The 26,101-nt window shown below is 71.3% G+C and carries 23 protein-coding genes and 1 pseudogene; 16 read left to right on the top strand and 8 right to left on the bottom strand.

Annotated elements, in window-relative coordinates:
• Positions 1–5: 5 nt before the first annotated feature.
• Together EJC51_RS13495 and EJC51_RS13490 are read right to left on the bottom strand one after the other, a co-directional pair.
• Positions 6–494, bottom strand: coding sequence for a PaaI family thioesterase (locus EJC51_RS13495; RefSeq protein WP_126271300.1), 489 nt, complete (start codon positions 492–494; stop codon positions 6–8).
• Between the two features lie 58 nt (positions 495–552).
• Complete coding sequence (locus EJC51_RS13490) at positions 553–2,832, bottom strand: FdhF/YdeP family oxidoreductase (protein WP_126271299.1); 2,280 nt, start codon at positions 2,830–2,832, stop codon at positions 553–555.
• A gap of 216 nt (positions 2,833–3,048) precedes the next feature.
• Between EJC51_RS13490 and polA the strand changes: the two genes are divergently transcribed.
• Both polA and EJC51_RS48210 read left to right on the top strand, forming a co-directional pair.
• A complete protein-coding gene (gene polA / locus EJC51_RS13485) occupies positions 3,049–5,775 on the top strand; it encodes a DNA polymerase I (protein ID WP_126271298.1) in 2,727 nt (908 codons plus the stop codon).
• A gap of 202 nt (positions 5,776–5,977) precedes the next feature.
• Positions 5,978–6,526: a hypothetical protein gene (locus EJC51_RS48210; protein WP_208870704.1), complete on the top strand. Its 549-nt coding sequence runs from the start codon at positions 5,978–5,980 to the stop codon at positions 6,524–6,526.
• On the opposite strand, the gene EJC51_RS13475 is transcribed toward EJC51_RS48210, so the two are convergent.
• Positions 6,456–7,301, bottom strand: coding sequence for a DUF4184 family protein (locus tag EJC51_RS13475; protein ID WP_126271297.1), 846 nt, complete (start codon positions 7,299–7,301; stop codon positions 6,456–6,458). The genes EJC51_RS48210 and EJC51_RS13475 overlap by 71 nt on opposite strands.
• Positions 7,302–7,601: 300 nt before the next feature.
• Between EJC51_RS13475 and EJC51_RS13470 the strand changes: the two genes are divergently transcribed.
• The 3 genes from EJC51_RS13470 to pgfA all read left to right on the top strand — a co-directional run bounded on the left by EJC51_RS13470 (position 7,602) and on the right by pgfA (position 10,624).
• A complete protein-coding gene (locus EJC51_RS13470) occupies positions 7,602–9,323 on the top strand; it encodes a lytic transglycosylase domain-containing protein (RefSeq protein ID WP_126271296.1) in 1,722 nt (573 codons plus the stop codon).
• A 155-nt stretch (positions 9,324–9,478) separates the two neighbouring features.
• Positions 9,479–9,613: an SPW_0924 family protein gene (locus EJC51_RS13465; protein ID WP_126271295.1), complete on the top strand. Its 135-nt coding sequence runs from the start codon at positions 9,479–9,481 to the stop codon at positions 9,611–9,613.
• Between the two features lie 21 nt (positions 9,614–9,634).
• On the top strand, positions 9,635–10,624 hold the full coding sequence (pgfA, locus tag EJC51_RS13460) for a cell envelope lipid trafficking protein PgfA (protein ID WP_126271294.1): 990 nt from the start codon (positions 9,635–9,637) through the stop codon (positions 10,622–10,624).
• On the opposite strand, the gene hrpB is transcribed toward pgfA, so the two are convergent.
• A complete protein-coding gene (gene hrpB, locus EJC51_RS13455; RefSeq protein ID WP_126276935.1) occupies positions 10,614–13,130 on the bottom strand; it encodes an ATP-dependent helicase HrpB in 2,517 nt (838 codons plus the stop codon). The genes pgfA and hrpB overlap by 11 nt on opposite strands.
• A 35-nt stretch (positions 13,131–13,165) precedes the next feature.
• Between hrpB and EJC51_RS13450 the strand changes: the two genes are divergently transcribed.
• Complete coding sequence (locus EJC51_RS13450) at positions 13,166–13,645, top strand: hypothetical protein (RefSeq protein WP_126271293.1); 480 nt, start codon at positions 13,166–13,168, stop codon at positions 13,643–13,645.
• A 6-nt stretch (positions 13,646–13,651) separates the two neighbouring features.
• Here EJC51_RS13450 and EJC51_RS13445 read toward each other — a convergent pair whose 3' ends face one another.
• Positions 13,652–14,497, bottom strand: coding sequence for a class I SAM-dependent methyltransferase (locus tag EJC51_RS13445; RefSeq protein WP_208870821.1), 846 nt, complete (start codon positions 14,495–14,497; stop codon positions 13,652–13,654).
• A gap of 366 nt (positions 14,498–14,863) precedes the next feature.
• Here EJC51_RS13445 and rpsA point away from each other — a divergent pair, with 366 nt between their 5' ends.
• The 4 genes from rpsA (at position 14,864) to EJC51_RS13425 (ending at position 18,619) form a co-directional block, all read left to right on the top strand.
• The gene (gene rpsA, locus EJC51_RS13440; protein WP_031166273.1) at positions 14,864–16,360 is read left to right on the top strand and encodes a 30S ribosomal protein S1; all 1,497 of its coding nucleotides are present in this window, start codon (positions 14,864–14,866) and stop codon (positions 16,358–16,360) included.
• Between the two features lie 205 nt (positions 16,361–16,565).
• Positions 16,566–17,504 carry a PAC2 family protein gene (locus tag EJC51_RS13435; RefSeq protein WP_126271291.1) on the top strand — a complete coding sequence of 313 codons (939 nt, stop codon included), beginning with the start codon at positions 16,566–16,568 and terminating at the stop codon, positions 17,502–17,504.
• A 45-nt stretch (positions 17,505–17,549) separates the two neighbouring features.
• Positions 17,550–18,188 (top strand): dephospho-CoA kinase, encoded by a 639-nt coding sequence (gene coaE / locus EJC51_RS13430; RefSeq protein WP_126271290.1) that lies wholly within the window; start codon positions 17,550–17,552, stop codon positions 18,186–18,188.
• A 50-nt stretch (positions 18,189–18,238) separates the two neighbouring features.
• A complete protein-coding gene (locus EJC51_RS13425; protein WP_097262669.1) occupies positions 18,239–18,619 on the top strand; it encodes a tetratricopeptide repeat protein in 381 nt (126 codons plus the stop codon).
• A gap of 79 nt (positions 18,620–18,698) precedes the next feature.
• Here the strand turns inward: EJC51_RS13425 and EJC51_RS13420 are convergent.
• Positions 18,699–18,959, bottom strand: a pseudogene (locus tag EJC51_RS13420) (DUF6343 family protein); the annotation flags it as partial.
• 56 nt (positions 18,960–19,015) lie between these two features.
• On the opposite strand from EJC51_RS13420, the gene EJC51_RS13415 reads away from it, so the two are divergent.
• The 3 genes from EJC51_RS13415 (at position 19,016) to EJC51_RS13405 (ending at position 21,313) form a co-directional block, all read left to right on the top strand.
• Positions 19,016–19,930 (top strand): acyltransferase domain-containing protein, encoded by a 915-nt coding sequence (locus tag EJC51_RS13415; protein ID WP_126271288.1) that lies wholly within the window; start codon positions 19,016–19,018, stop codon positions 19,928–19,930.
• A gap of 97 nt (positions 19,931–20,027) precedes the next feature.
• A complete protein-coding gene (locus EJC51_RS13410; protein WP_126271287.1) occupies positions 20,028–20,735 on the top strand; it encodes a class I SAM-dependent methyltransferase in 708 nt (235 codons plus the stop codon).
• Positions 20,736–20,842: 107 nt separating this feature from the next.
• Positions 20,843–21,313 carry a DoxX family protein gene (locus EJC51_RS13405; protein WP_126271286.1) on the top strand — a complete coding sequence of 157 codons (471 nt, stop codon included), beginning with the start codon at positions 20,843–20,845 and terminating at the stop codon, positions 21,311–21,313.
• 127 nt (positions 21,314–21,440) lie between these two features.
• Here EJC51_RS13405 and EJC51_RS13400 read toward each other — a convergent pair whose 3' ends face one another.
• Positions 21,441–22,130 carry an RNA-binding S4 domain-containing protein gene (locus EJC51_RS13400; protein ID WP_126271285.1) on the bottom strand — a complete coding sequence of 230 codons (690 nt, stop codon included), beginning with the start codon at positions 22,128–22,130 and terminating at the stop codon, positions 21,441–21,443.
• Positions 22,131–22,242: 112 nt separating this feature from the next.
• Between EJC51_RS13400 and EJC51_RS13395 the strand changes: the two genes are divergently transcribed.
• Positions 22,243–22,920 carry a uracil-DNA glycosylase gene (locus tag EJC51_RS13395; protein WP_126271284.1) on the top strand — a complete coding sequence of 226 codons (678 nt, stop codon included), beginning with the start codon at positions 22,243–22,245 and terminating at the stop codon, positions 22,918–22,920.
• A gap of 33 nt (positions 22,921–22,953) precedes the next feature.
• On the opposite strand, the gene EJC51_RS13390 is transcribed toward EJC51_RS13395, so the two are convergent.
• Positions 22,954–23,613: a GntR family transcriptional regulator gene (locus EJC51_RS13390; RefSeq protein WP_126271283.1), complete on the bottom strand. Its 660-nt coding sequence runs from the start codon at positions 23,611–23,613 to the stop codon at positions 22,954–22,956.
• Positions 23,614–23,779: 166 nt separating this feature from the next.
• Here EJC51_RS13390 and EJC51_RS13385 point away from each other — a divergent pair, with 166 nt between their 5' ends.
• Together EJC51_RS13385 and EJC51_RS13380 are read left to right on the top strand one after the other, a co-directional pair.
• Positions 23,780–25,243: an NCS1 family nucleobase:cation symporter-1 gene (locus EJC51_RS13385; RefSeq protein WP_126271282.1), complete on the top strand. Its 1,464-nt coding sequence runs from the start codon at positions 23,780–23,782 to the stop codon at positions 25,241–25,243.
• 5 nt (positions 25,244–25,248) lie between these two features.
• The gene (locus EJC51_RS13380) at positions 25,249–25,968 is read left to right on the top strand and encodes an aspartate/glutamate racemase family protein (protein ID WP_126271281.1); all 720 of its coding nucleotides are present in this window, start codon (positions 25,249–25,251) and stop codon (positions 25,966–25,968) included.
• Positions 25,969–26,101: the final 133 nt, after the last annotated feature.

Genomic DNA, 26,101 nt, shown 5'->3' with positions numbered 1-26,101 from the left:
TGCCGTCAGGCGCCGGCCCCGACGCGGGCGGCGTCGCCCGGGTTCACGTCGCGCAGCAGACAGGTCAGCCGCGCGGTGCACACCCGCCGCCCCTCCTCGTCGCTGATCACGATCTCGTACGTCGCCGTCGAGCGCCCCCGGTGCACGGGCGTGGCCACGCCGGTCACCAGGCCCGAGCGGGCGCCCCGGTGGTGGGTGCAGTTCAGGTCCACGCCCACGGCGATCTTCGAGCTGCCGCCGTGCAGCATCGAGCCGACCGAGCCGAGGGTCTCGGCGAGCACGGCGGACGCGCCGCCGTGCAGCAGTCCGTACGGCTGGGTGTTGCCCTCCACGGGCATGGTCCCGACGACCTTCTCCGCCGAGGCCTCGACGATCTGGACGCCCATGCGGGTGCCGAGGTGTCCGGCGGAGAACAGGGCCTGGAGGTCCACGCCGAGCGCGGCGTACTCGTCGATGACCTCTTGCGGGAACTTCACGTGCTGCTGCTCGCCCATGGGGCCCGGCTCCGTTCGTCGGGAACTCTCACTCGAACTCAGATGACTGAGCAAACGCTCAGTCGGTGGCCGATTGTTCCAGACGGACGACGACGGACTTGCTGGCCGGGGTGTTGCTGGTGTCCGCGGTGGCGTCCAGCGGGACGAGGACGTTGGTCTCGGGGTAGTAGGCGGCCGCACAGCCGCGCGCGGTCGGGTAGTGCACGACGCGGAATCCGGGAGCCCGGCGCTCGACGCCGTCCTTCCACTCGCTGACGAGGTCCACGTAGGAGCCGTCGGCGAGCTTCAGCTTTGCCGCGTCCTCGGGGTTGACCAGGACGACCCGGCGGCCGTTCCTGATGCCGCGGTAGCGGTCGTCGAGGCCGTAGATCGTGGTGTTGTACTGGTCGTGCGAGCGCAGGGTCTGCAACAGCAGCCGGCCCTCGGGGAGCGCCGGGTACTCGACGGGCGCGGCCGTGAAGTTGGCCTTGCCGGTGGCGGTCGGGAAGCGGCGCTCGTCGCGGGGGGCGTGGGGGAGGGTGAAGCCGCCGGGCTCGGCCACGCGCGCGTTGAAGTCCTCGAAGCCGGGGATCACGCGCGCGATGCGGTCCCGGATCGTGGCGTAGTCCTTCTCGAACTCCTCCCAAGGGGTGCGGGAGGCGTCACCGAGGACGCGGCGGGCCAGGCGGGCCACGATGGCGGGCTCGGACAGCAGGTGGGTGCTCGCGGGCTCCAGGCGGCCCCGGGAGGCGTGCACCATGCCCATCGAGTCCTCGACGGTCACGAACTGCTCGCCGCTGCCCTGGAGGTCGCGTTCGGTGCGGCCGAGGGTCGGCAGGATCAGGGCACGCGCGCCCGTGACGGCGTGCGAGCGGTTGAGCTTCGTCGACACGTGCACGGTCAGCCGGGCGCGCCGCATGGCCGCCTCGGTGACGTCGGTGTCGGGGGAGGCGGAGACGAAGTTGCCGCCCATGGCGAAGAAGACCTTCGCCCTGCCGTCGCGCAGTGCCTCGATGGCCCGTACGACGTCGTAGCCGTGCTCGCGCGGGGGCGCGAAGCCGAACTCCTTCTCCAGGGCGTCCAGGAAGGCCGGGGCGGGGCGTTCGAAGATGCCCATGGTGCGGTCGCCCTGCACGTTGGAGTGACCGCGCACCGGGCACACGCCCGCGCCCGGGCGGCCGATGTTGCCGCGCAGGAGCAGGAAGTTGACCACCTCGCGGATGGTCGCCACGGAGTGCTTGTGCTGGGTCAGGCCCATCGCCCAGCAGACGATGGTGCGCTTCGAGGCGAGCACCAGGGAGAGGGCTTCCTCGATCTCCGCGCGCGTGAGGCCGGTCGCGGTGAGCGTCTCGTCCCAGTCTGCGGCGCGGGCGGCCGGGGCGAACTCCTCGAAGCCGTGGGTGTGTTCGTCGACGAAGGCCTGGTCGACGGCGCCTTCCGTCTCCAGGATCAGTTTGTTGAGGAGGCGGAAGAGGGCCTGGTCGCCGCCGATGCGGATCTGGAGGAACAGGTCGTTGAGGGCCGCGCCCTTGAGTATGCCCTGGGCGGTCTGCGGGTTCTTGAACCGCTCCATGCCCGCCTCGGGCAGCGGGTTGACGCTGACGATCTTCGCGCCGCCCGCCTTGGCCTTCTCCAGGGCGGAGAGCATGCGCGGGTGGTTGGTGCCTGGGTTCTGGCCGGCGACGATGATCAGGTCGGCCTTGTAGAGGTCCTCCAGCAGGACGCTGCCCTTGCCGATGCCGATGGTCTCCGACAGGGCCGAGCCGGAGGACTCGTGGCACATGTTGGAGCAGTCCGGCAGGTTGTTGGTGCCGAGCTCGCGCGCGAAGAGCTGGTACAGGAAGGCGGCCTCGTTGCTGGTGCGCCCCGAGGTGTAGAAGAGGGCCTCGTCGGGGGAGTCGAGGGCGGCGATCTCCTCGGCGACGATGTCGAAGGCGCGCTCCCAGGTCACCGGCTCGTAGTGCGTGCCGCCCTCGGGGAGGTACATGGGGTGGGTGAGCCGTCCCTGCTGGCCCAGCCAGTAGCCGCTGCGCGTCGCGAGGTCGGTGACGGGGTGCGCGGCGAAGAACTCCGGGGTGACCCGGCGCAGGGTGGCCTCCTCGGCCACGGCCTTCGCGCCGTTCTCGCAGAACTCGAGGGTGTGCCGGTGGTCCGGCTCCGGCCAGGCGCAGCCCGGGCAGTCGAAGCCCTCCTTCTGGTTCACCCGCAGCAGCGTCAGCGCGGTCCGCTTCAGCCCCATCTGCTGCTGCGAGATGCGCAGGCTGTGCCCCACGGCCGGCAGCCCCGCCGCCGCGTGCTTCGGCCCGGCGACCTGCGGAGCGTCCTGGACCGGATCACCCTTGGGCGGCTTCGTTGCCATCGCGGCGCTCTCCTTCGCATGCACATGTGAACTACGTCTCCGATCCTCGCACGCACCACCGACAGTGACGGTCGCCGGGGCGTGGGGAGGACGGAGACCATGGTTGCGTATTGAGCAATAGTTGCGGAAGGGGGAACGAGGGCGGTTCGGTGGCCCCTGGTGAGGCTTGGCCGCGGCTGGGCACGACTGTCAGTGGGGCGTGGCAGGATCGGGGGCGTGGCAGAGACAGCATCGAAGAAGACCGACAACAGCCCCGGCGGCAGCCGCCCGCGCCTGATGCTCATGGACGGGCACTCCTTGGCGTACCGCGCGTTCTTCGCGCTGCCCGCGGAGAACTTCACGACCGCGACGGGCCAGCCGACGAACGCGATCTACGGCTTCGCCTCGATGCTGGCCAACACCCTGCGCGACGAGGCGCCCACGCACTTCGCGGTGGCCTTCGACGTGTCGCGCAAGACCTGGCGCTCCGAGGAGTTCACGGAGTACAAGGCCAACCGCTCCAAGACCCCCGACGAGTTCAAGGGCCAGGTCGAGCTGATCGGCGAGCTGCTCGACGCGATGCACGTCTCGCGGTTCGCCGTCGACGGCTTCGAGGCCGACGACATCATCGCCACGCTCGCCACCCAGGCCGAGGCCGCCGGCTTCGAGGTGCTGATCGTCACCGGCGACCGCGACTCCTTCCAGCTCGTCAGCGAGCACACCACCGTGCTCTATCCGACGAAGGGTGTCTCCGAGCTGACCCGGTTCACCCCGGAGAAGGTGTTCGAGAAGTACGGCCTGACCCCCGCCCAGTACCCCGACTTCGCGGCCCTGCGCGGCGACCCGTCCGACAACCTCCCGGGCATCCCCGGCGTCGGCGAGAAGACCGCCGCGAAGTGGATCAACCAGTTCGGTTCGTTCGCGGACCTCGTCGAGCGCGTCGAGGAGGTCAAGGGCAAGGCCGGCCAGAACCTGCGCGAGCACCTGGAGGCGGTCAAGCTCAACCGCCGCCTCACCGAGATGGTCCGCACCGTCGAGCTGCCGAAGACGGTCGCAGACCTGGAGCGCGCCCCGTACGACCGCAAGACGCTCGCGATGATCCTCGACACCCTCGAGATCCGTAACCCCTCGCTGCGCGAGCGCCTCCTGGCCGTCGACCCCGGCGCCGAGGAGGCCGAGTCGACGCCGGTCGTGACGGCCGGCGTGGAACTCGACGGCACTGTCGTCGGCACCGGCGAGCTGTCCGCCTGGCTCACCGAGCACGGCACCCAGACCCTCGGCGTCGCCACGGTCGACACCTGGGGCCTCGGCACCGGCTCGGTCGCCGAGATCGCCCTCGCGGCAGCCGGGGGACCGGCCGCCTGGATCGACCCCACCCAGCTCGACGAGGCCGACGAGAAGGCCCTCACCGGCTGGCTCGCCGACGCCGCCAGGCCCAAGGTCTTCCACAACGCCAAGGGTGCGATGCGCGTCTTCGCCGAGCACGGCTGGAGCATCGCCGGCGTCTCCATGGACACCGCGCTCGCCGCCTACCTCGTCAAGCCGGGCCGCCGCTCCTTCGACCTGGACGCCCTGTCCCTGGAGTACCTCGGCCGCGAGCTCGCCCCCGCCGCCGCGGCCGACGGCCAGCTCGCCTTCGGCGCGGACGACGGCGCCGAGGCCGAGGCCCTCATGGTGCAGGCCCGCGCCATCCTCGACCTCGGCGAGGCCTTCGAGGCCCGGCTGACGGAGGTCGGCGCCGCGGACCTGCTGCGCGACATGGAGCTGCCCACCTCCGCGCTGCTGGCCCGCATGGAGCGGCACGGCATCGCCGCCGACCGGGCGCATCTGGAAGCCATGGAGCAGATGTTCGCCGGCGCCGTCCAGCAGGCCGTCAAGGAGGCCCACGCCGCCGCCGGGCACGAGTTCAACCTGGGCTCGCCCAAGCAGCTCCAGGAAGTCCTCTTCGGTGAGCTGGGCCTGCCCAGGACGAAGAAGACGAAGACCGGCTACACCACGGACGCCGACGCCCTGGCCTGGCTGGCGACGCAGACCGACAACGAACTGCCGGTGATCATGCTCCGCCACCGCGAGCAGGCCAAGCTGCGCGTGACGGTCGAGGGCCTGATCAAGACCATCGCGGCGGACGGCCGTATCCACACGACGTTCAACCAGACGGTCGCGGCCACGGGACGCCTCTCCTCCACCGACCCCAACCTCCAGAACATCCCCGTCCGCACGGACGAGGGCCGGGCCATCCGCCGCGGCTTCGTGGTCGGCGAGGGCTACGAGTCGCTGATGACGGCCGACTACAGCCAGATCGAACTGCGCGTCATGGCCCATCTGTCGGAGGACGAGGGCCTCATCGAGGCGTTCACGTCCGGCGAGGACCTGCACACCACGGTCGCCTCGCAGGTCTTCGCCGTCGAGCGCGACGCCGTCGACGCGGAGATGCGCCGCAAGATCAAGGCCATGTCGTACGGCCTCGCCTACGGCCTGTCCGCCTTCGGCCTCTCCCAGCAGCTGAACATCGAGGCGGGCGAGGCGCGTGCCCTGATGGACACGTACTTCGAGCGTTTCGGCGGCGTCCAGGACTATCTGCGCCGCGTGGTCGACGAGGCGAGGGCGACGGGGTACACGGCGACCCTCTTCGGCCGCCGCCGCTACCTCCCCGACCTCAACAGCGACAACCGCCAGCGCCGCGAGGCCGCCGAGCGGATGGCCCTGAACGCGCCGATCCAGGGCACGGCCGCCGACATCGTCAAGATCGCGATGCTCAACGTCGGCAAGGCCCTGAGCGAGGCGGAGCTCACCTCCCGCATGCTGCTCCAGGTCCACGACGAAATCGTCCTGGAGATCGCCCCCGGCGAGCGCGACCGCGTCGAGGAGATCGTCCGCCGCGAGATGGCGGGCGCGGTCCAGCTGCGCGCCCCGCTGGACGTCTCGGTGGGCGTGGGCCCGGACTGGGAGTCGGCGGCGCACTAGCCTCCGGCGGTGGACCGGTGTCTGCGGTGGAGGGAGTCTGGTTACCCGGCTCCCTCCACCGCAGCGGTATGCGGGCCCCGGCCTTCGTGGCCGTGGGCGCGCGAGCCACCCCCGGTGCCGCACCCTGTCACCCCGAGAAGCCGTCACTCAGGTGGCCCCCGCGAAAACGCCCTCACCCACCCCCGCCCGTAAAGATGCGGACATGGGTATACGCACGCTCCACCGCCAGACGGCTCCGGCGCAGGCGACCACCGATGCGACCGCGTCCACCCCAGCCGTGCACGTCCCGCCCTTCTCGGCAGCGGCCGGCACCCCCCGCATCCCGACGGACCTCGCCACGACCCTCCGCAGGGCGGCCACCGACGTCCGTCACCGCTTCGTCCGGAGGGACTGGCTCAACCGCGGGGACCTCCGCCTGTGGGCCGACCAGGCCCGCGGCTACCTCGCACTGCTTCTCAGCGCGGTCCCCCGCTCGCGCCCGATGCGGACCGTGACCGTGTTCATCGCAACCGTCGGCACGGTCACCGACCCCTCGGGCGGCTCAGCCCCCGTCAGGACCGCCACCGACCCCGCCGCCGGTCCAGCCCCGGACAGGGCCGTCACCGATCCCTCGGACGGCCCCGCCCCCGACAGGACCGCCACCGACCCCTCCGCCGGCCAGGCCGCCCCCGACAGGACCGTCACCGACGCCCAGGACGGCTCGGCTCCCGCCCGGCGAGGTCCGGCGCCCGGACCGGACGCCACGCCCTGACCGCCACGGCGTACCCGAGCACCCCCACCACCAGACCCGCGCCCACGCCGAAGCACAGCGTCGGGATCAGTTCCCACGGCCTCGCGGAGGACCCCCAGTAGGCCCACCACCGCGAGGCCCGCTGCACCGCCGCGACGAGCACGCAGCCGCCGATGCCCACGGCGGCCCACCACCGGTCGCGCGCCGAGAGCGCGGGCACGCCCGCCGGCTCGCTCACCGGCATCCGCCGTACCGCGTACCCGACGAACCAGGCGATCACCACCGCGGCCACCGCCGAACTGCCGTACTGCAGGTACCAGTACAGCGGTGACCCGGCGATCGTCTCGCCCAGCACCGGGAACAACCGCATCCCCCACCGGTCGAGGTGCGTGAACGCGTCCCACACGACATGCGTCAACGCCCCGAGCGCCGCCGACACGTACCACCGCGCCACCAGCGCCGGCCGTACCCGCGAGCGTGGCGCCCCGCAGCGCAGCAGCGCCGCCACCCGCCCCTGCCGCGCCCTCGGCAGCAGCGCCACCAGGGGCTCCCGCACGAGCAGCCAGAGCCCCACCAGCGCCCACGCGATGAGCACGTCGACGGTGAACACGCCCGTGAAGGAGTGGGTGACGGTCCCGAACTCCATCGCCTCGGAGAACGCGCTCGCCGCGAAGTACGTCATGTCGGGAGCGAAGGAACCCGCCACGAGAACGGACGGAACCAGCCGCCCCCGCCCGGTTCCGTCGGCACGCACACCAGGTAACACCGCGGCCGCGTGACTGAGGGTGAACGGCAAGAGGCCTCCCAAGGCAGGAAACGGACCGGCCCAGTATGGCCAACTGGTGAAAACCGGGCACGAACGGGTGCCCGAGCAAAGGAAGTTGCCGTAGGGTCGCCTGGGTCACTCCGCCGGGGAGCGGGGTCGAACCGACATTGAACGGCAGAACCGAACAGTAGAAAACAGTAGAACCGAACAGCAGAACAACGCACGGAAAAAGCTCCACGAGGGCAACCCGCGACGCGGGTCGATCGTCACACCATGACGAGCACGTCGGACGGAGACGGGCGCTCGGCGTCCACGGGAGGGGTTCACTTTATGTCGGCGCAATTCGGCAGGCGGCTGCGCAAGGGGGCGGTGGCCACCACCGTCGCCGCCGCGGCGGTCGCGGCACTGTCCGCGTCCCAGGCACCCGGCGTGTCGGTCGACGACAACGGCAGATCGACCACCGCCGACGCCCAGCCCACTCCCGACCCGGTCGACGACGACGGCGCGACCGGCGGCTCGCCGTTCTACATGGACCTGCCGCCCCTCAACAGCCCGAGCCCCGTCCCGAGCGCGGGCAGCGGCGGCACCGGCGTCACGGGCACCGGCGAGGCCGGCATCCCCGCGACCGTTCTCGACGCGTACAAGAAGGCCGCGGCGGCCCTCCAGGAGTCCAAGCCCGGCTGCAACCTGCCCTGGCAGCTCCTCGCCGCCATCGGCAAGGTCGAGTCCGGCCAGGCCCGCGGCGGCCGCGTCGACGCCGACGGCACCACGATCGGCAAGATCCTCGGCCCGCAGCTCGACGGCAACGGTTTCGCGCTCATCCCGGACACCGACCACGGCGTCTACGACGGCAACAGCACGTACGACGCCGCCGTCGGTCCCATGCAGTTCATCCCCTCCACCTGGGAGTGGGCCGGCCGCGACGGCAACGACGACGGCAAGAAGGACCCCAACAACATCTACGACGCGGCCCTCGCCGCCGGCCACTACCTGTGCCGCAACAGCTGGGACCTGTCGGTGCAGGCCGACATGAACCGCGCGATCCTCAGCTACAACAACTCCCAGGACTACCTGCACACGGTCCTGTCGTGGCTGGAGTACTACCGCAAGGGCACCCACGAGATCCCGGACGGCACCGGCAGCCTGCCCGGCCACCGCAGCGACGACAACGACCCCCCGAGCCCCTCGCCGTCGCCCACCCCGCCGTCGACGCCCGGCACGCCCAGCACACCCGGCACGCCCACCACCCCGAGCAGCCCGCCGCCGTCGGACCACCCGTCCACGCCCGGCACCCCCACGCCCACGCCCACCCCCACCCCGACCGACACGGTGGACCACCTGGAGGACGCGGGCACCGCGAAGCTCACCGCGCAGGCCGGGGACACGTTCAGCAAGCGGATCAGCACCCGCGCCGAGACCTCGGCCGGCAAGGCCGTCGGCAAGGTCCGTATCCGCTTCACGATCGTGGGTGACACCGACACCACCTTCACCGGCGGCGAGAGCGTGGCCACGATCGTCACCAACGGCTCCGGCGTCGCCGTCGCGCCCGCGCTGAAGGCCGGTGAGAAGACGGGCGACTTCACCGTCCGCGTCGCCGTCGTGGGCCGCGCGGTCGCCGGCCTCGACTACAAGGCCACCGTCACCGAGCGCGTCGCCGACACCCTCGCCCGCACCAGTGACACCGCGCTGACCTGCACCCCGGGCGGCGAGTTCGCCGACCAGGTCGAGGTCAAGGCGACGTACGACGGCGCCGTCGCGGACGGCGTCGCCGCCACCGCCACCCTGATCACCTCGGCGGACGACCCCACCGAGAACACCAAGGGCCCCTACTTCAAGGACGCGGACGGCAAGACCGTACGCACCCTGAAGGGCCTGGAGACGGACGCGAACGGCCTGCTGAAGCTGCCGAAGCTGTACGCCGACGACACGACCGGCACGTTCCTGCTCCGCATCAACACCGCGGGCGGCGCGTCCCTGACCGTCGAACTGACGGTGGCGGCGGCCGCCGAGCCGACCGAGTCACCGAGCCCGTCGGCCAGTCCCAGCGCGTAAGTTCGCGTACTTCCCGTACGACGTCGACGGCGTCCTTCTCCGGAAGGGCGCCGTCGTCGTGTGCGACGTGTTCTCATCTCGGCCGCCCGTTGCTACGGTGCCGGACCTGACGATGTATCAGTTCCGGGCTCACGGGGTCCGGTCGGGAGGCCGTCATGCGTGCCCTCATCGCCGCCGCGATCGGCCTGGCCGTCGCGCTCGCGCTGGTGTTCACGATCACCGCGATGGGCTCGCCGACCGGCGAAACATCGCCGAAGCCGCTGCTCACGACCGTGCCGTCACACCCGTAACCGCCCGGGAGGGAGGCCGAGATGCGCCGCAAGGCCAGCCTGATCCTGCTCGCCCTCGCCGTGTTCTTCGCGGCACTGTCCCCGCTGCTGCGCTGGTACGCCTTCCCGCGCCTGGCGAAGATACCGGCGAACCAGTACCAGGACATGGTCCTGGAGGCCAAGGACGCCACCCTCGTCGACAACTCCCTCCAGGAGAAGAAGGTCTCCAAGATCACCATCGTGCAGACCCTCAAGGGCAACGTGGAGGCCTCGGAGAAGATCGAGAAGACGCTCGGCCGGGACGTGGTCGTCTGGGACAGCCTGTCGTACGCCCAGGACCCCGACGGCAAGATGGTCGCCTACATCCCCGAGCGCTACATCTTCGACGCCCACAGCCAGGACCCCGTCCACGCCACCGGCGAGATGGTCGACGGCGACCCGGTCAAACGCGAGGGCATCGAGTTCAAGTGGCCCTTCCGGACGGAGAAACGGGACTACGAGTACTTCGACGCGCAGACCCGCACCAGCAACCCCATCCACTACAAGGGGACGCAGAACTTCCGCGGCCTGGAGGTCTACTACTTCGAGCAGACCATCCCCTGGACCCAGGTGAAGTTCCCCAAGAAGCTGCCCGTCGCCGGCATCACCCCCGAGCAGATCGCCAAGACCGGCATGACCCGCTGGTACACCACGGTCCGCAAGTTCTGGGTCGAGCCCGTCACCGGCGCCCCCGTCTACGGCGAGGAGATCCACAAGGAGGAACTCCGGGGCGGCACCCTCCTGGGCGACCGCGAGAAGGTCACGGCGTTCGCCGGGCACGTGAAGATGCGCGAGGACTACATCGAGCACACGGTCGATCTGGTCAAGTCCAACCGCCTGCTGGTCCTGCTGATGACGACGTACCTCCCCTGGGGCTTCCTCACCCTCGGAGTCCTGCTCCTCGCCCTCTCCCTGTGGCTGGAGGCCCGCAGCCGCCGCCCGGACGACCCCGTGCCCACGACCGCCGACGAACCGGAACCGGTCACCGCCTGAGGCGTGCGTTGGTGTGGCGCGTCGGCTCGGCGGTCGCCGGGTCCTCCGGCCACGGATGCTTCGGATACCGGCCGCGCAACTCAGCCCGTACGCCGTTGTAGCCGTCCTTCCAGAAGGAGGCGAGGTCGGCGGTGACGGCCGCGGGCCGCCCGGCGGGGGAGAGGAGATGGACGAGCAGCGGCACCCCGGCGACCCGCGGCGACTCCCGCAGCCCGAACATCTCCTGCAACTTGACGGCGAGAACCGGCTGTTCGGGTTCGGAGTAGTCGATCCGGATCCTGGACCCGCTCGGCACCGCGATCCGCTCGGGCGCGAGCTCGTCGAGCCGCCCCGCCTCACCCGAGGCCCAGGGAAGCAGCCGGTTCAACCCCGCCCCGGCATCGATGCGCGCCAGATCGGCCCGCCGCCGCGCCCGCCCGAGTTCCGGCTCCAACCACTCGTCCACGCGCGCGTGGAGCGCGTCGTCGGAGACATCAGGCCAAGGATCGCCGACACGCAGCCGCAGAAAGGCGAGCCGCTGCCGCAGGACGCCGGCCTCCGGCGACCAGCGCAACAACCCGAACCCCTCCTGCCGCAACCCTTCGAGAAGCGCCTCGCGTACGAGGGTGGCGTCGGCGTCCTTCAACGGCCGTGAGGCCAGCTCGATCGCCCCGAGCCGCTCGACGCGCCGCGCGACGACGTCCCCGTCGGCCCAGTGCACCTCCTGCGCCGCGGCGTACATCGAGGCCGCGGCCGACCGCGCCGTGTCCTCGTCGACAACCGCCGCGAGCTGCACGCGCGCGTGCCCCTTCCCGACGGGCCGATCGGCGACGGCCACGGCGATCCAGGGCGCCCCGCGCAACGCGGAAGCCTCCGGCAATTCGGCCCGCGTACCGGAGGCCATGAGATAGGAGCCTCCGTCGGCTTTTGCGACCCGCTCGGGGAAGGCGAGGGCGGCGACAACGCCGACCAGCCGCTCATCGCCGCCGGTGCGCCGTTGCCCGGCGGCAGCCTCTTCCGCGCCGTTCGCGGCATCGGCCGTGGAGACGGCCCGCAGCCGCCGTACCTCCGTGCGCCACCGCCCCGCATAGGCGTCACCCCCACGCCGTGCGGCCCGAAGAGCCGCCGCGAGATCGTCGCCGTACTCCCGCGGTACGTCCTCCGACAGCAGCGCCACCACCTCGGCCGCGTCGCCCGGCGCGTCCAGCAACGCCCGCCCCAGCCGCGGATGCAAGCCCAGTCGAGCCAACCGCACCCCCCGCTCCGTGGCCCGCCCGGCGGAGTCCACCGCCTCGACCGCCACGAGCGCGGCCCGCGCCGCCGCCATCGCCCCACCGGGCGGCGGATCCGGCAACGCCAGCCCGGACGCGTCGGGATCGCCCCAGCAGGCCACCTGGAGCGCGAACGCCGTCAGGTCGGCCACCTTGATCTCCGGCGACGGGAACAGCGGCAGACGCGTGTCCTCGGCCTCCGCCCAGCACCGGTACACCGCCCCCGGCGCCTCCCGCCCGGCCCGCCCCGCCCGCTGCCGCCCGGCAGCCCGCGAGGCCCGCACGGTCGTCAGCGCGCTCAACCCGCGCGCGTGATCCACCCGAGGCTCCCGGGCCAGCCCGGAGTCGACGACCACCCGCACCCCGGGCACCGTCAGCGAGGACTCGGCGACGGACGTCGCCAGCACCACTCGCCGCCGCTCCGCGGGAGCCAGCACCGCGTCCTGCACGGCCGCCGGAGCCCGCCCGTGCACCTGGAGCACCTCGACATCCCCCAGGCCGCCGAGCTGCCCGGCCACCCGCGCGATCTCCCCGACGCCCGGCAGGAAGCACAGCACGTCCCCCGCCCGCTCGGCCAGCGCCCGCCGCACCACCGACGCCACATGCGCCAGCAGCGCCGGATCGACCCGCATCCCGTGCGGCGGCCGCACCGGCCGTACCGGCGGCGCCCACACCACCTCCACCGGATGCGAGACCCCCGCCGCCTCGACGACCGGCGCCCCGCCCAGCAGCCGCGCCCAGCCCTCGGCGTCCGTCGTCGCCGACGCCGCCACCAGCCGCAGCTCCGGCCGCAGGGTCTGGCGTACGTCCCACAGGAAGGCGGCGGACGTGTCCGCGTCCAGGTGCCGTTCGTGGCACTCGTCGAGGATCACGACGTCCACGCCGGGCAGCTCCTGGTCGCGCTGCAACCGCTGGAGCAGCACCCCGGTCGTGACGACCTCCACGCGCGTGTGCCGCCCGACGACCCGCTCGCCGCGCACGGTGTACCCGACGCTCTCCCCGGCCTTCTCGCCGAGCAGCCACGCCATCCGCCGGGCGGCGGCGCGGGCGGCGATGCGCCGCGGTTCGGCCACGAGCACACGCCGCGCGGGGGCGCCGGCGTCCAGGAGACCCGCCAGGGCCAGTGGCACCAGGGTCGTCTTGCCGGTGCCGGGCGGCGCGACGAGGACGGCGGTGCCGTGGTCGTCGAGCGCCGCGCACAGGTCGGGCAGGGCGGAACGTACGGGCAACCGGTCGAGAGCATCGCTGCGGATCACCCGTCCAGTCTCGGGCACGCGGCTATTGTCACCGCATGCCAGTGCCTGACGAAGACATGCCACTGCCCGACGAGGACGCGACGCTCGCCCACCATCTGGGTGCCGCCGCGCAGGCCGTGGGCGCACAGGGAAAGCTCACCCGCCTTGTGGCCGGGAGGCTGAAAAAGGACGTGCTGGAGATCCGCCTCGGCACCGGCCTGGCCCCGGAGGCGGCGCTGGCGCTGGCGGAGCAGATGGTGGTGGGCTGTGTGCCGCCGTTGGCCGTCGTCGCCCTGCCGGACGGCGGCCATGCCGTCCGCGCGGTGATGGGGACCGGATTCGGTGGGATGAACCCGGCCGTCGTCACGCTCACCGTCACCGCGGCCGACGGCGCGGGCAGCACGGTCCTCGTCCGGGGTGCCGCCAAGGAGGGGCTGATCAAGCAGCGCGGCGGCCAGCGGGCCGTCGAGGGGATCGTGTCCCGGTGGCTGGCCGCGGACCCCACCGCCGGCCCCGAGACCGACCTGCCGGACTGAGAGACCTCAGCCCCTGTCGTCCCGCTCGCACACGAAGATCGCCGTCCCCGGGATCATGTTCCCGCGCAGCGGCGACCAGCCGCCCCACTCCGAGGAGTTCCAGGCCGGCCACTCCGGCTCGACGAGATCCACGAGACGGAAGCCCGACGCCGCGATGTCCCGCACCCGGTCGCCGATCGTCCTGTGGTGCTCGACGTACACCGCGCGGCCCTGCTCGTCCTGCTCGACGTACGGCGTGCGGTCGAAGTAGGAGGCGGACACCGACAGCCCCTCCGGGCCCGGCTCGTCCGGGAACGCCCAGCGGATCGGGTGGGTCACCGAGAAGACGAAGCGGCCGCCCGGGCGCAGGACCCGGCGCACCTCCGTCAGGACCCGCACCGGGTCGGCGACAAAGGGGAGCGCGCCGTACGCCGAGCAGGCCAGGTCGAAGGAGGCGTCCGCGAAGGGGAGGGCGCCGGCGTCGGCGCAGACCAGGGGGAAGGAGCCGCCGATGCGCAGGGCGTGCTGGAGCTGGCGGTGCGAGATGTCGAGCGCGACCGGGCGGGCGCCCTGCGCATCCAGCCAGCGCGAGCACTGGGCCGCGCCGGCGCCGATCTCCAGGACGCGCCGGTCCTTGAGCTCCTCCGGCGGGCCGAGCAGCTCGGCCTCCACCTCGTCCAGGCCCTCGGGGCCCCACACGAAGCGATCGTCGCCGAGGAACGTGCCGTGTTCCACCTGGTACTCGTCGGCGTTCCGGTCCCACCAGCCCCGGTTGGCCCGGGAGCTCTCGGCGGCTCCCGCGTCGCGCCGCGTGGCCTCCGGCTCGACGTCGGACGCGGAGGCGGACTCGGAAGAAGTGGGCTCTTGGATGATCGGCTCCCTCGTCGTACTCTTCCCTCCAACCCGTCCCCACGGGTGTCACGGAAGAGGTGTCTCAGGCCTGCGTGGCCTCCAGAGACAGTTCTTGTGCCGGGTATGCGGCGATCCGCCCCGGGTGTGCGCCTTCGCGCATTGACCCTGCCCGGCTGCCCCCGTATGCTACAAGTTGCGCTGCGGGCCTGCGCACCTCAGACGTAGCAGGCTGCGCTCGCATCTGTTGTATGTCCCCTCGGTTGTCGAGGCGCCATCACCAGTTTCTGGTTTGGCGCTTCCTTGGCTGTCCGGCTTCATCAGAGCGATACGGGCTCCCGGCGTAGCAGTACCTACGACTTTCTGTCCGTAACCGGAGCCCTTTCCCACATGACGAGCAGCACCGAGACCACCGCCACCACCCCGCAGGTTGCGGTCAACGACATCGGTAACGAGGAAGCCTTCCTCGCCGCGATCGACGAGACGATCAAGTACTTCAACGACGGCGACATCGTCGACGGCGTCATCGTGAAGGTCGACCGGGACGAGGTCCTGCTCGACATCGGTTACAAGACCGAAGGTGTCATCCCGAGCCGCGAGCTCTCGATCAAGCACGACGTCGACCCCAACGAGGTCGTCGCCGTCGGTGACGAGATCGAAGCCCTTGTTCTCCAGAAGGAAGACAAGGAAGGCCGCCTGATCCTCTCGAAGAAGCGCGCCCAGTACGAGCGTGCCTGGGGCACCATCGAGAAGATCAAGGAAGAGGACGGCATCGTCACCGGTACCGTCATCGAGGTCGTCAAGGGTGGTCTCATCCTCGACATCGGCCTCCGCGGCTTCCTCCCGGCCTCCCTGGTCGAGATGCGCCGTGTCCGCGACCTCCAGCCCTACGTGGGCAAGGAGCTCGAGGCGAAGATCATCGAGCTGGACAAGAACCGCAACAACGTGGTCCTGTCCCGCCGTGCCTGGCTGGAGCAGACCCAGTCCGAGGTCCGCCAGACGTTCCTCACGACCCTCCAGAAGGGTCAGGTCCGTTCCGGTGTGGTCTCCTCGATCGTCAACTTCGGTGCCTTCGTGGACCTGGGTGGCGTCGACGGTCTGGTCCACGTCTCCGAGCTGTCCTGGAAGCACATCGACCACCCGTCCGAGGTTGTCGAGGTCGGCCAGGAAGTCACCGTCGAGGTCCTCGACGTCGACATGGACCGCGAGCGTGTCTCCCTGTCGCTGAAGGCGACGCAGGAGGACCCGTGGCAGCAGTTCGCCCGGACCCACCAGATCGGCCAGGTCGTCCCGGGTAAGGTCACGAAGCTGGTTCCGTTCGGTGCGTTCGTCCGCGTGGACGAGGGCATCGAGGGTCTGGTCCACATCTCCGAGCTGGCCGAGCGCCACGTGGAGATCCCGGAGCAGGTCGTCCAGGTCAACGACGAGATCTTCGTCAAGGTCATCGACATCGACCTCGAGCGTCGTCGCATCAGCCTCTCGCTGAAGCAGGCCAACGAGTCCTTCGGTGCCGACCCGGCCTCGGTCGAGTTCGACCCGACCCTGTACGGCATGGCTGCCTCGTACGACGACCAGGGCAACTACATCTACCCCGAGGGCTTCGACCCCGAGACCAACGACTGGCTCGAGGGCTACGAGAAGCAGCGTGAGGAGTGGGAGCGCCAGTACGCCGAGGCGCAGACCCGCTTCGAGCAGCACCAGCAGCAGGTCATCAAGAGCCGCGAGGCCGACGCTGCCGCTGCCGCCGAGGGTGGCGACGCCGCCGGTGCGGCTCCGGCCGCGGGTGGCGGTTCGTACTCCTCCGAGGGTGCGGACACCTCCGGCGCGCTGGCTTCCGACGAGGCGCTCGCCGCGCTTCGCGAGAAGCTCGCCGGTGGCCAGAGCTGAACGCTCACTGAGCACTAGCTCCTGACTGAGGGGCCGTACCTTCCGAGGTGCGGCCCCTCAGCCGTGCCCGGCCTTCGGTATCCCTCGTGACACGGTGGAGCGGCGCACGAAAACGCCGTAAGAGATGGCTGATCAGCTCTGCCGGTGGGAATGCCCCTGCTTCAGGGGGCGTTGAAGCGTATGAACACGAGGAGGAGCGGTCACTGTGCTTGATCCGCAGGGTTTGTACGCATGGGAGCCGAAGGGCCTGGCCGTCGTCGACATGGCGCTCGCCCAGGAGTCGGCCGGCCTTGTCATGCTCTACCACTTCGACGGATACATCGACGCGGGCGAGACCGGCGACCAGATCGTCGACCGGGTGCTCGACTCGCTGCCCCACCAGGTCGTGGCCCGTTTCGACCACGACCGGCTCGTGGACTACCGCGCCCGCCGTCCGCTGCTCACCTTCAAGCGCGACCGCTGGACCGACTACGAGGTCCCCTCGATCGAGGTGCGACTCGTCCAGGACGCCACCGGGGCGCCCTTCCTGCTGCTGTCGGGGCCCGAGCCGGACGTGGAGTGGGAGCGCTTCGCGGCGGCCGTCCAGCAGATCGTGGAGCGGCTCGGCGTCCGCCTCTCGGTGAACTTCCACGGCATCCCCATGGGCGTCCCGCACACCCGCCCCGTCGGCCTCACCCCGCACGGCAACCGCAACGACCTCGTGCCCGGCCACACCAGCCCCTTCGACGAGGCGCAGGTCCCCGGCAGCGCCGAGTCGCTGGTCGAGTACCGGCTCATGGAGGCCGGCCACGACGTCCTGGGCGTCGCCGCGCACGTCCCGCACTACATCGCGCGCTCCCCGTACCCGGACGCGGCCCTGACCGTGCTGGAGGCCATCACGGCGGCCACCGGTCTGGTGCTGCCCGGCATCGCGCACGCGCTGCGCACCGACGCGCACCGCACGCAGACCGAGATCGACCGTCAGATCCAGGAGGGCGACGAGGACCTCGTGGCCCTCGTGAACGGCCTTGAGCACCAGTACGACGCGGCGGCGGGCGCCGAGACCCGCGGCAACATGCTCGCCGAGTCCACCGACATCCCGTCCGCCGACGAGATCGGGCGCGAGTTCGAGCGCTTCCTGGCGGAGCGGGAGGGCGACAACTGAGCCCAGTGGGGTGCGTTGTCAGCGGCACCGCCTAAGCTGCGGCTCATGTTGAAGGTGGGCCTGACCGGTGGGATCGGTGCCGGTAAGAGTGAGGTGTCGCGGCTGCTCGTGGAGCGGGGGGCCGTGCTGATCGACGCGGACCGTATCGCGCGGGAGGTCGTCGCGCCCGGTACGCCCGGGCTGGCCGCCGTCGTGGAGGCCTTCGGGGCCGGTGTGCTCGCCGAGGACGGCAGCCTGGACCGGCCCAGGCTCGGGTCGATCGTGTTCGCCGACCCCGAGAAGCTCGCCGTGCTGAACTCGATCGTGCACCCCCTGGTGGGCGCCCGCTCCCGCGCCCTCGAATCCGCCGCCGACGAGGACGCGGTCGTCGTCCATGACGTGCCGCTCCTCACCGAGAACGGCCTCGCCCCGCTCTACGACGTCGTGGTCGTCGTCGACGCGGCCCCGGAGACCCAGCTCGACCGCCTCGTCAGGCTGCGCGGCATGACCGAGGACGACGCACGCGCGCGGATGGCCGCCCAGGCGACGCGGGAGAAGCGCCGGGAGATCGCGGACATCGTCATCGACAACGACGTACCCCTGGAAGACCTGCGGCGACGGGTGGCGGACGTATGGGACGAGCTCGTACGAAGAGCCCGCGCGCCCCACGAGGCTGAGGGCTCGCCCCGGAGGCCTCAGGAATAGCGGCCGCCTGTCCGGGCGTTGAACCCTTCCAGTGAGGGAAGGACTCTGCCGTGCCCGAGACCAGCGGTTGGACCGGACGTACTCCGGAGACGCATGTGATCGACTTCCGTGCCGCCGAGCAGTTGCTCGCCGCACGGGACCCGCAGGGCGCGGTGAAGCTGCTCGACCAGGTGATCGCCGCGCACCCCGAGAACACCGCCGCCCGCCTGCTGCGCGCGCGTGCCTTCTTCGCGGCCGCCCAACTGCGGCCCGCGGAGCTGGAGTTCACGATCGTCCTGGAGCGCGAGCCGGACAACGCGTTCGCGCACTTCGCGCTCGCCCGTACCTATGAGCGTCAGGCCCGCCCCGACCAGGCCAAACGCCACTTCCGGCTGGCCGCCGCACTGGACCCGAACCCGCAGTACCTGAAGGCGGCGCGGTTCGACGCGTGACGGCTCAGGGCGCGGGCCGGTCCGGGGGCCGGTTCCCCGGTCGTCGGCTCGGCGGCCGCTGCCCTGGTGACCCGCCCGGTGGCCGGTGCTCCGCCGGCCGGTACGGTGGGACGTCCGGGCCCGGCTGGTAGTGCGGGCCCTGTCGGATGTGCCGGAGGATCAGGGTCAGATCGACGGTGACGACCAGCCAGAGCACCCCGCAGGCGGCGGCCCACCCGGGGCGGCCCGCGAGGGCGAACGCGGCTGTCCCGAAGACCGCCCAGAGCAGCCCCCACACGCTCAGCCAGAACCGGGCCCGCAGCGCACTGCGCGCGGTCGTCGGCTCACTGCCCGTACGCATCGGGATCACCACTCCTCTCTGCCAACGTACTCCTCGTACCCCTTGCTGGAGGGCGCGTGCTGCCGGACACCGATGAGCTCGCCGAGGTGCTGCTCGACCTCGCGGTACCCCATGAGGACATCAACGAGATCGTCGCCCGGCGGCGGACGCTGACGGCCGACGCCGGAGCGATGCGGCTGGTGGCGGAGTGCGTCGAGGCGGTGGTGCGCGACATGGGGGAGATCGTCGAGTACGGCGACGGCTTGCAGCTGACCGCGCGGACCGCCGAGGCACCGGCGGCGCTGCGCCGGATCTTCCCCGCGTACGTGTTCGTCGCGGCGCTTCCGCACACGCGCGCGTACCACCGGGCACGGGGTGTCCCCGCCGACGTCTCCCGGCGCACCCTCACCGACCTCGGGCGGAACATGGCCGTCCACCGCAGGCGGCACGGAACGGCGGGAGTCCAGTCACCGCAGTGGCTGGCGCTCCATCTCCGCGGTGAGATCTACCAGTTGGGGAGACTGCACTTCCAACGGGCGCGGCTCTGGTCGGGTGCGGCACGGGGGCTCGCGGCGGCGGGGATGCCTGCGACCACCGGCACGCTCTGTCTGGACCTGCACATCCCCGACTTCCTCGGCCCGCTGACGCCGGCCGCGTGCGACCGGGCGGTGGCGCTGGCGGGCGAGTTCTTCGCGAAGCACTACCCCGAGGAGCGGTACCGGGCGGTGACGTGCCACTCCTGGCTGCTGGACCCGCAGTTGAAGCGGTACCTGCCCGCCGACTCCAACATCGTCCGCTTCCAGGAGCGGTTCCGGATCGCGCCGCGAGACGCCGAGTCGGCCGACACCGAGCCGGTCCAGTTCGTGTTCGGGGACCCGGAGCTGCCGGTGGCGGGGCTGCCTCGGCGTACGTCGGTGGAGCGGGCGGTGGGCGACCATCTGCGGTCCGGTGGGCACTGGTACGTCGGGCACGGGTGGTTTCCGCTGCCCTAGGAGGGGCTCTCCGTCACTCCGTCCCTCGAATGGGTGAATGCATGCGAGTGGGGAACGGGCTTGCGGATGCGGCCGTTTGACGGGCATGGAACTGCACATGCGTGAGGGGTACGAGGGGACGGGGCCGGGGGCCATCACTCCGGACGGCTGCGCGGTGGAGCTGTACTCGCGGTTGCCGGTGTACGACGAGCCGGACATCATCGCCGCGGCCGTGCCGGCGGGGGCGCACATCCTGGAACTGGGCTGCGGCGTGGGCAGGATGACCCACCCGCTCCTGGAACGGGGCTTCAGGGTCACGGCGGTGGACGAGTCGCCGGAGATGCTGGCCCGCGTCCAGGGGGCGCGCACGATACGCAGCACGGTCGAGGATCTCGACCTGCCCGAGACGTTCGACGTGGTGATGCTCGCGTCGTTCCTCGTCCACACCGGCGACGCCGAGGTGCGACGCGGGATGCTGCGCGCCTGCGCCCGGCATGTGGCGGAGGGCGGGTGCGTACTGATCCAGCGGGAGGGCGAGGACTACCACACCAACCTGCCGCGCGAACGCGTCGACCCCAGCGGCTTCACCGTCCGCATGGTGTCGGCGGAACCGGTCGGCGACGGGGTGAACTCGGTGCGCGCGGAGTACGAGTTCCCGGACGCGGTATGGACCCAGACGTTCCTGGCCCGGCCGCTGACGAAGGATCAGTTCGAGGAGGCACTGGAGGAGGCGGGCCTGCGGGTGGACAAGTACCTCACAGAGGACCGGATATGGGTACGGGCGGTGCGAGCGGAGACGGCTGGGGAGACGGCTGGGGCTGCCTAGGCGGCCCCGCGAAGGTGAGGCTGTTCGCTTGGCGGCGATGAGTTTCTGTGCGGGGGTCGGTCTATCTCTGTGACAGCACAACGGACCGCATTCCACAGGAGCCCCCGATGTCCGAGACCACCGTATCCGTCACCGCCGCCGCGTCCGCCAACTCCGGTACCGGCACGGTCGTCGCCGAGTCCGCGACCGCCCGTGGGCGCCGCGCCAGGATCGCCCTGCGCACCATTCAGGTGCTGCTCGCCCTGTTCTACGCGTTCGCGAGCGCGCTGCCCAAGCTGATCGCGCACCCCACGGCCGCCGACGCCTTCGCCGAGATGGGCTGGGGCAACGCGGGGATGTACACCATCGGCGCGCTCGAACTCGCCGGTGCGATCGCGTTGTTGGTCCCGGTGTTGCAGTCGGTGGCGGCGGTGGCGCTGAGCGGGCTGATGGTGGGCGCGTTCGTGGTCCAGGTCTCCTACTTCGACGGGGAGAACGCCGCGACGCCGCTGATCCTGATCATTCCGCTGGCCCTGATCGCCTGGGCTCGCCGCGGTCAGAACGCCCAGCTGCTGCGGATACTGCGACGCCGCGCGTGACAGCTGCTCCGGCGCCCCGCAAACCCCGGACGGACTGGCCGACCCAGTCCGTCCGGGGTTTGCGGGTGAGGTCCGTTCAGGGCCGAAGCGGGGGTCTGGGGGGGCGGGGGCGAGGAAACCCCGCCGGTCACCGCCCGCCGGCGCGGCCACCCGCACTTCCACCCTTGCGTCCACCCGGCATCCCGGGCACCCCCGGCACCCCGGGCACCCCACCCATCCCCCGCAAACGCTCCATGTCCCGCCGGTCCCGCTTGGTCGGACGCCCGGCACCCCGGTCACGGATCCCCGCCGGAGCAACCGCCTCGCGAGGCGGAGGCGGCGGGCTGTTGTCGACATAGCACTGCACCGCGACAGGAGCCCCCACCCGCTTCCGGATGAGGCGCTTGACGACGACGATCCGCTCCCGCCCCTCATGCACCAGACGGACTTCGTCACCGACCCGGACGGAGTGGGCCGGCTTGACCCGCTCACCGTTCACCCGGACATGACCGCCCTTGCAGGCGGCGGCACCGGCGGACCGGGTCTTGATCAGCCGCACGGACCAGATCCAGCTGTCGACGCGAACCGTCTCGCCCTGCTGCGGCCCAGCGGCCTCGGCGGCGGCCACAGCGGCGGCGACCTCCGGATCCGGCCCCGCACCGCCCTCACGTCCGACCGACTCCGCTCCGGCCGACTCCGCTCCGGCGGAGGCCGACTCTGCCCGGACGGGTGCCGACGTCGCGCCAGTAGCGGTCGGCGCGCCCTCGGCACCGTTCCGAGCGGCTGCGACGGCGTCCACGCCCTCGCCCGCCCCGCCTTCCCCACGTTCAGCAGCCATGCCTCGACCTTAGCCGCCCGCCCCCGCTCACCCCGACGCCATTTCCGCACCGGCTCCGGTCCCCACCGCTCGTGGTCCCGGGGTGGCGAGGACACCGTCGTACGGTGGTGACGTGGACGCTCTCGACGACCTGGACCGGCGCATCGCAGGCTGCCGTGCCTGCCCCCGCCTGGTCGAGTGGCGGGAGGAAGTGGCGCGTACGAAACGGGCCGCTTTCGCCGACCAGACGTACTGGGGCCGCCCGGTGCCGGGATTCGGGCCGGCGGACGCCCGGATGCTGATCGTCGGCCTCGCCCCCGCCGCGCACGGCGGCAACCGCACCGGCCGGATGTTCACCGGCGACCGCTCGGGAGACGTGCTGTACCAGGCGCTTCACGACGTCGGCCTGGCCTCGCAGCCCACGGCGGTGAGCATCGACGACGGCCTTGCGCTGCACGGCGTCCGCATCACCTCGCCCGTGCACTGCGCCCCGCCCGCCAACAAGCCCACCCCGGGTGAGCGGGACACCTGCCGCCCCTGGCTGGTGCAGGAGCTGAGGTTGCTGCGGCCGACGCTGCGGTCGGTGGTGGTGCTGGGCGCCTTCGGCTGGCAGGCGACGCTGCCCGCGCTGATGGCGGCGGGGTGGGACGTGCCCCGGCCGCGGCCCGCCTTCGGGCACGGGGTGCGTATACCGCTCGACGGGATCGAGCTGTTCGGGTGCTTCCACGTCAGCCAGCGCAACACGTTCACCGGCCGGCTGACCCCGCGGATGCTCCGGGACGTGCTGCGCACGGCGGCGGCCGTCGATTGAGGGGACCTGATCACCGTACGAGAACCAGGGGAGTCAGCTGGGTTCGCCGAACAACTGTCGTACCGTCGACTCGTAGTTGGTCCGCACGTGGGCGAGGGCGTGGGCGCGGGCCCGCTCCGGGTCGCCGGAGGCGATCGCCTCGTACAACTCGCGGTGTTCTATGAGGAGTTGGGGCCACTCCTCGTTCCGCCTGGTCATCCAGCGCAGTCGGCCGGCGACCGGTTCGAGGGCTTCGATCAGCAGGCTGTTGTCGGCCATGGCCACGATGCGGTCGTGCAGCCGGCTGTTGATGTCCGTGATCGTCTCCGCGTCGCCCGCCTCGGTCGCGGTCGCCGCCTCGTCGAGGAGCCGCTCGACCTCGGCGAGATCCCGCGGTGTCGCGCGGGCCGCGGCCAGCCCCGCCGCGTAGACCTCCAGCGCCTCGCGCAGTTCGAAGAGTTCCTTGACGTCCTGCGGGTTCAGCCGCCGTACGACGGTCCGGCGCGGGGTCTCGAAGTGGACGAAGCCCTCGGCGACCAGGGCGCGGATCGCCTCGCGGACCGGCACCCGGGAGACGCCGAAGCGCTCGGCGAGCTCCCGTTCGACGAGTCGGTCGCCGGGGCGCAGCCCGCCCGCGATGATCTCCTGCCGTAGCGAGGCCAGGACGCGTTCGCGGATGGCGCCGAGGGGTTCGATCTTCGTCGTGGAGCTCATGGGCCCATCTTCGCCGACTCCGGAGGTGTTTTACGGAGCGTTAACAGAGGCGACATCGGTCGGAACGCTTGACGGGAGGACTATGACCGCAGTTTGGTATACCAAACTGGCGTTCCAGGCGGCCTTATCCGGCCACCCTCCTCCGTCCCCGGCTCATGGAGGCCCCGTGTCCCTCGCCGACCGCGCCACAGCCACCGGCGCCCCAGCGTTCGTCCCCGATCCCCGCCTCACCAACGAAGACCTCGCGCCCGCCGAGAAGCGGAACTGGAAGGTCTTCGACCTCTTCGCGATGTGGATGTCCGACGTCCACAACCTGGGCAACTACACCTTCGCCGCCGGTCTGCTCGTCCTCGGCATGAACGTGTGGCAGGTCTTCACCTCGCTGCTCGTCGGCTTCGTGCTCATCTACATCGGCATGAACTGGATGGGGAAGATCGGCCAGCGCCACGGCGTCCCGTTCCCGGTGGTCAGCCGCATCAGCTTCGGCATCTGGGGCGCCAACATCCCGGCCCTCATCCGGGCCGTGATCGCCATCATGTGGTACGGCATCCAGACCTATCTGGCCTCGGTCGCGGTGAACGTGATGCTGCTCGCCGCCTGGCCGGGCCTGGAGTCCTGGACGCACAGCTCCTTCCTGGGACTGGACGCGCTGGGCTGGGTGTCCTTCCTCTCCCTGTGGCTGATCCAGGCGCTGATCATCAGCCAGGGCATGGAGTCGGTCAGGAAGTTCCAGGACTTCTGTGGTCCGGCGATCTGGATCGTCATGATCGCGCTCGCGGTCTGGGTGCTGGCCAAGGCCGACTGGACCATCTCCCTCACCACCACCCCGCATCCGGTGTCGGTCGGCGAGCAGTGGCGGCAGTGGTTCGGAGCGATCGGCCTGATCCTCGCCACGTACGGCACGCTGATGCTCAACTTCTGCGACTTCTCCCGCTTCGCCCCGGACTACAAGACCGTCCGCCGCGGCAACTTCTGGGGTCTGCCCATCAACTCGACGGCGTTCGTGGTCGTCTCGGTGATCGTCACGGCCGGTTCGCTGGAGGTGTTCGGCGAGGCCATCACCGACCCGGCGGAGCTGGTGGCCAAGGTCGGCAACACGTGGGTCCTGGTCGTCGCGGCACTCACCTTCGCCATCGCCACCATGGGCGTCAACATCGTCGCCAACTTCGTCTCACCGGCGTACGACCTCGCCAACGTCTGGCCGCAGAAGATCAGCTTCAAGGTCGGCGGCATGATCAGCACCGTCGCCGCGCTGGTCGTCACCCCCTGGAACCTCTTCTCCAACCCGACCGTCGTCAACTACTTCCTCGGCGGCCTCGGCGCCTTCCTGGGCCCGCTGTTCGGCGTGATCATGCTCGACTACTACTGGATCAAGAAGGGCCGCGTGGACGTCGACGAACTGTTCTCCGGCGCCCCCGGCTCCCGCTACTACTACAAGAAGGGCGTCAACCCCAAGGCGCTGTGGGCGTTCCTGCCGTCGGCGGGCGTCGCGGCCGTGCTCGCCCTCGTGAAGACGTTCAGCGACGTGGCCCCGTACTCCTGGTTCATCGGCACCGCCCTGGCGGCCGGACTGTACGCCATGCTGTGCCGGGACGAGCGCACCGTCGCCACCAAGGCCGTGGGGGTCTGACGGACGTGCGGATCGTCGTCACCAACTGCAACACCACGCAGGAGATGACCGAGGAGATCGTGCGAGGTGCCCGGGCCGCGGCAGGCCCGGGCACCGCCGTGACCGGGCTGACGCCGCAGTGGGGGCCCGAGTCGGCCGAGGGCTGGCTCGACAGCTACCTGTCGGCGGCCGCGGTGATCGACCTCCTGCGGACCTACGAAGGCCCCGCGTACGACGCGGTCGTCATGGCCGGTTTCGGCGAACACGGACGGGAAGGCGTCCGGGAGCTGGTCGACGTCCCCGTCGTCGACATCACCGAGGCCGCGGCCCATCTGGCCTGTCTGCTCGGCCGGCGCTACGGGGTGGTCACCACCCTGGAACGCTCCTGCGGCCAGATCGAGGACAGCCTGGAACTCGCCGGCGTGGGCCGCAACTGCGCCGCGGTGGTCGGAACGGGGCTGAACGTCCTCGAACTCGGCGACGCGGAGCGCACGGAGGCCGCCTTCGTGGCCGCCGCGGAACGGGCCATCGCCGCGGGCGCCGAGGTACTGGTGCTGGGCTGCGCCGGGATGACGGGGCTGCAACGGGCGGTGGGGGAGAAGCTCGGGCTGCCGGTGGTCGACGGGGTGGGGGCCGCGGTGAAGCTGGCGGAGTCGCTGGTGGGGTTGGGGCTGGGGACGAGCCGGGTGGGCGGGTACGCGCGACCGTTGCCCAAGGGGCGGGTCTGGGGGAGGGGGGTGGGGTGAGGGGTTTGCGGCGCTGGCGGTGGGGTGAGGGGTTTGCGGCGCTGACGGTGGGGTGAGGGGTTCGTGGCCCTGGAAGTGGGGTGAGGGTTTGCGGCCCTGGTGGTGGGGTGAGGGGTTCGTGGCGCTGGCGGTG

Origin of the sequence: Streptomyces aquilus (assembly GCF_003955715.1) — a bacterium.
Taxonomy (GTDB): Bacteria; Actinomycetota; Actinomycetes; order Streptomycetales; family Streptomycetaceae; genus Streptomyces; species Streptomyces aquilus.
Note: the sequence above shows the minus strand (reverse complement) of the source record. Positions and strands in the feature narration are given on the sequence as shown.

Coding starts and splice junctions, on each gene's coding strand:
- EJC51_RS13495 (WP_126271300.1), bottom strand. CDS start 494: ATGGGCGAGCAGCAGCACGTGAAGTTCCCGCAAGAGGTCATCGACGAG.
- EJC51_RS13490 (WP_126271299.1), bottom strand. CDS start 2,832: ATGGCAACGAAGCCGCCCAAGGGTGATCCGGTCCAGGACGCTCCGCAG.
- EJC51_RS48210 (WP_208870704.1), top strand. CDS start 5,978: ATGGGTATACGCACGCTCCACCGCCAGACGGCTCCGGCGCAGGCGACC.
- EJC51_RS13470 (WP_126271296.1), top strand. CDS start 7,602: ATGTCGGCGCAATTCGGCAGGCGGCTGCGCAAGGGGGCGGTGGCCACC.
- EJC51_RS13465 (WP_126271295.1), top strand. CDS start 9,479: ATGCGTGCCCTCATCGCCGCCGCGATCGGCCTGGCCGTCGCGCTCGCG.
- pgfA (WP_126271294.1), top strand. CDS start 9,635: ATGCGCCGCAAGGCCAGCCTGATCCTGCTCGCCCTCGCCGTGTTCTTC.
- EJC51_RS13450 (WP_126271293.1), top strand. CDS start 13,166: ATGCCAGTGCCTGACGAAGACATGCCACTGCCCGACGAGGACGCGACG.
- rpsA (WP_031166273.1), top strand. CDS start 14,864: ATGACGAGCAGCACCGAGACCACCGCCACCACCCCGCAGGTTGCGGTC.
- coaE (WP_126271290.1), top strand. CDS start 17,550: ATGTTGAAGGTGGGCCTGACCGGTGGGATCGGTGCCGGTAAGAGTGAG.
- EJC51_RS13410 (WP_126271287.1), top strand. CDS start 20,028: ATGCGTGAGGGGTACGAGGGGACGGGGCCGGGGGCCATCACTCCGGAC.
- EJC51_RS13405 (WP_126271286.1), top strand. CDS start 20,843: ATGTCCGAGACCACCGTATCCGTCACCGCCGCCGCGTCCGCCAACTCC.
- EJC51_RS13400 (WP_126271285.1), bottom strand. CDS start 22,130: ATGGCTGCTGAACGTGGGGAAGGCGGGGCGGGCGAGGGCGTGGACGCC.
- EJC51_RS13390 (WP_126271283.1), bottom strand. CDS start 23,613: ATGAGCTCCACGACGAAGATCGAACCCCTCGGCGCCATCCGCGAACGC.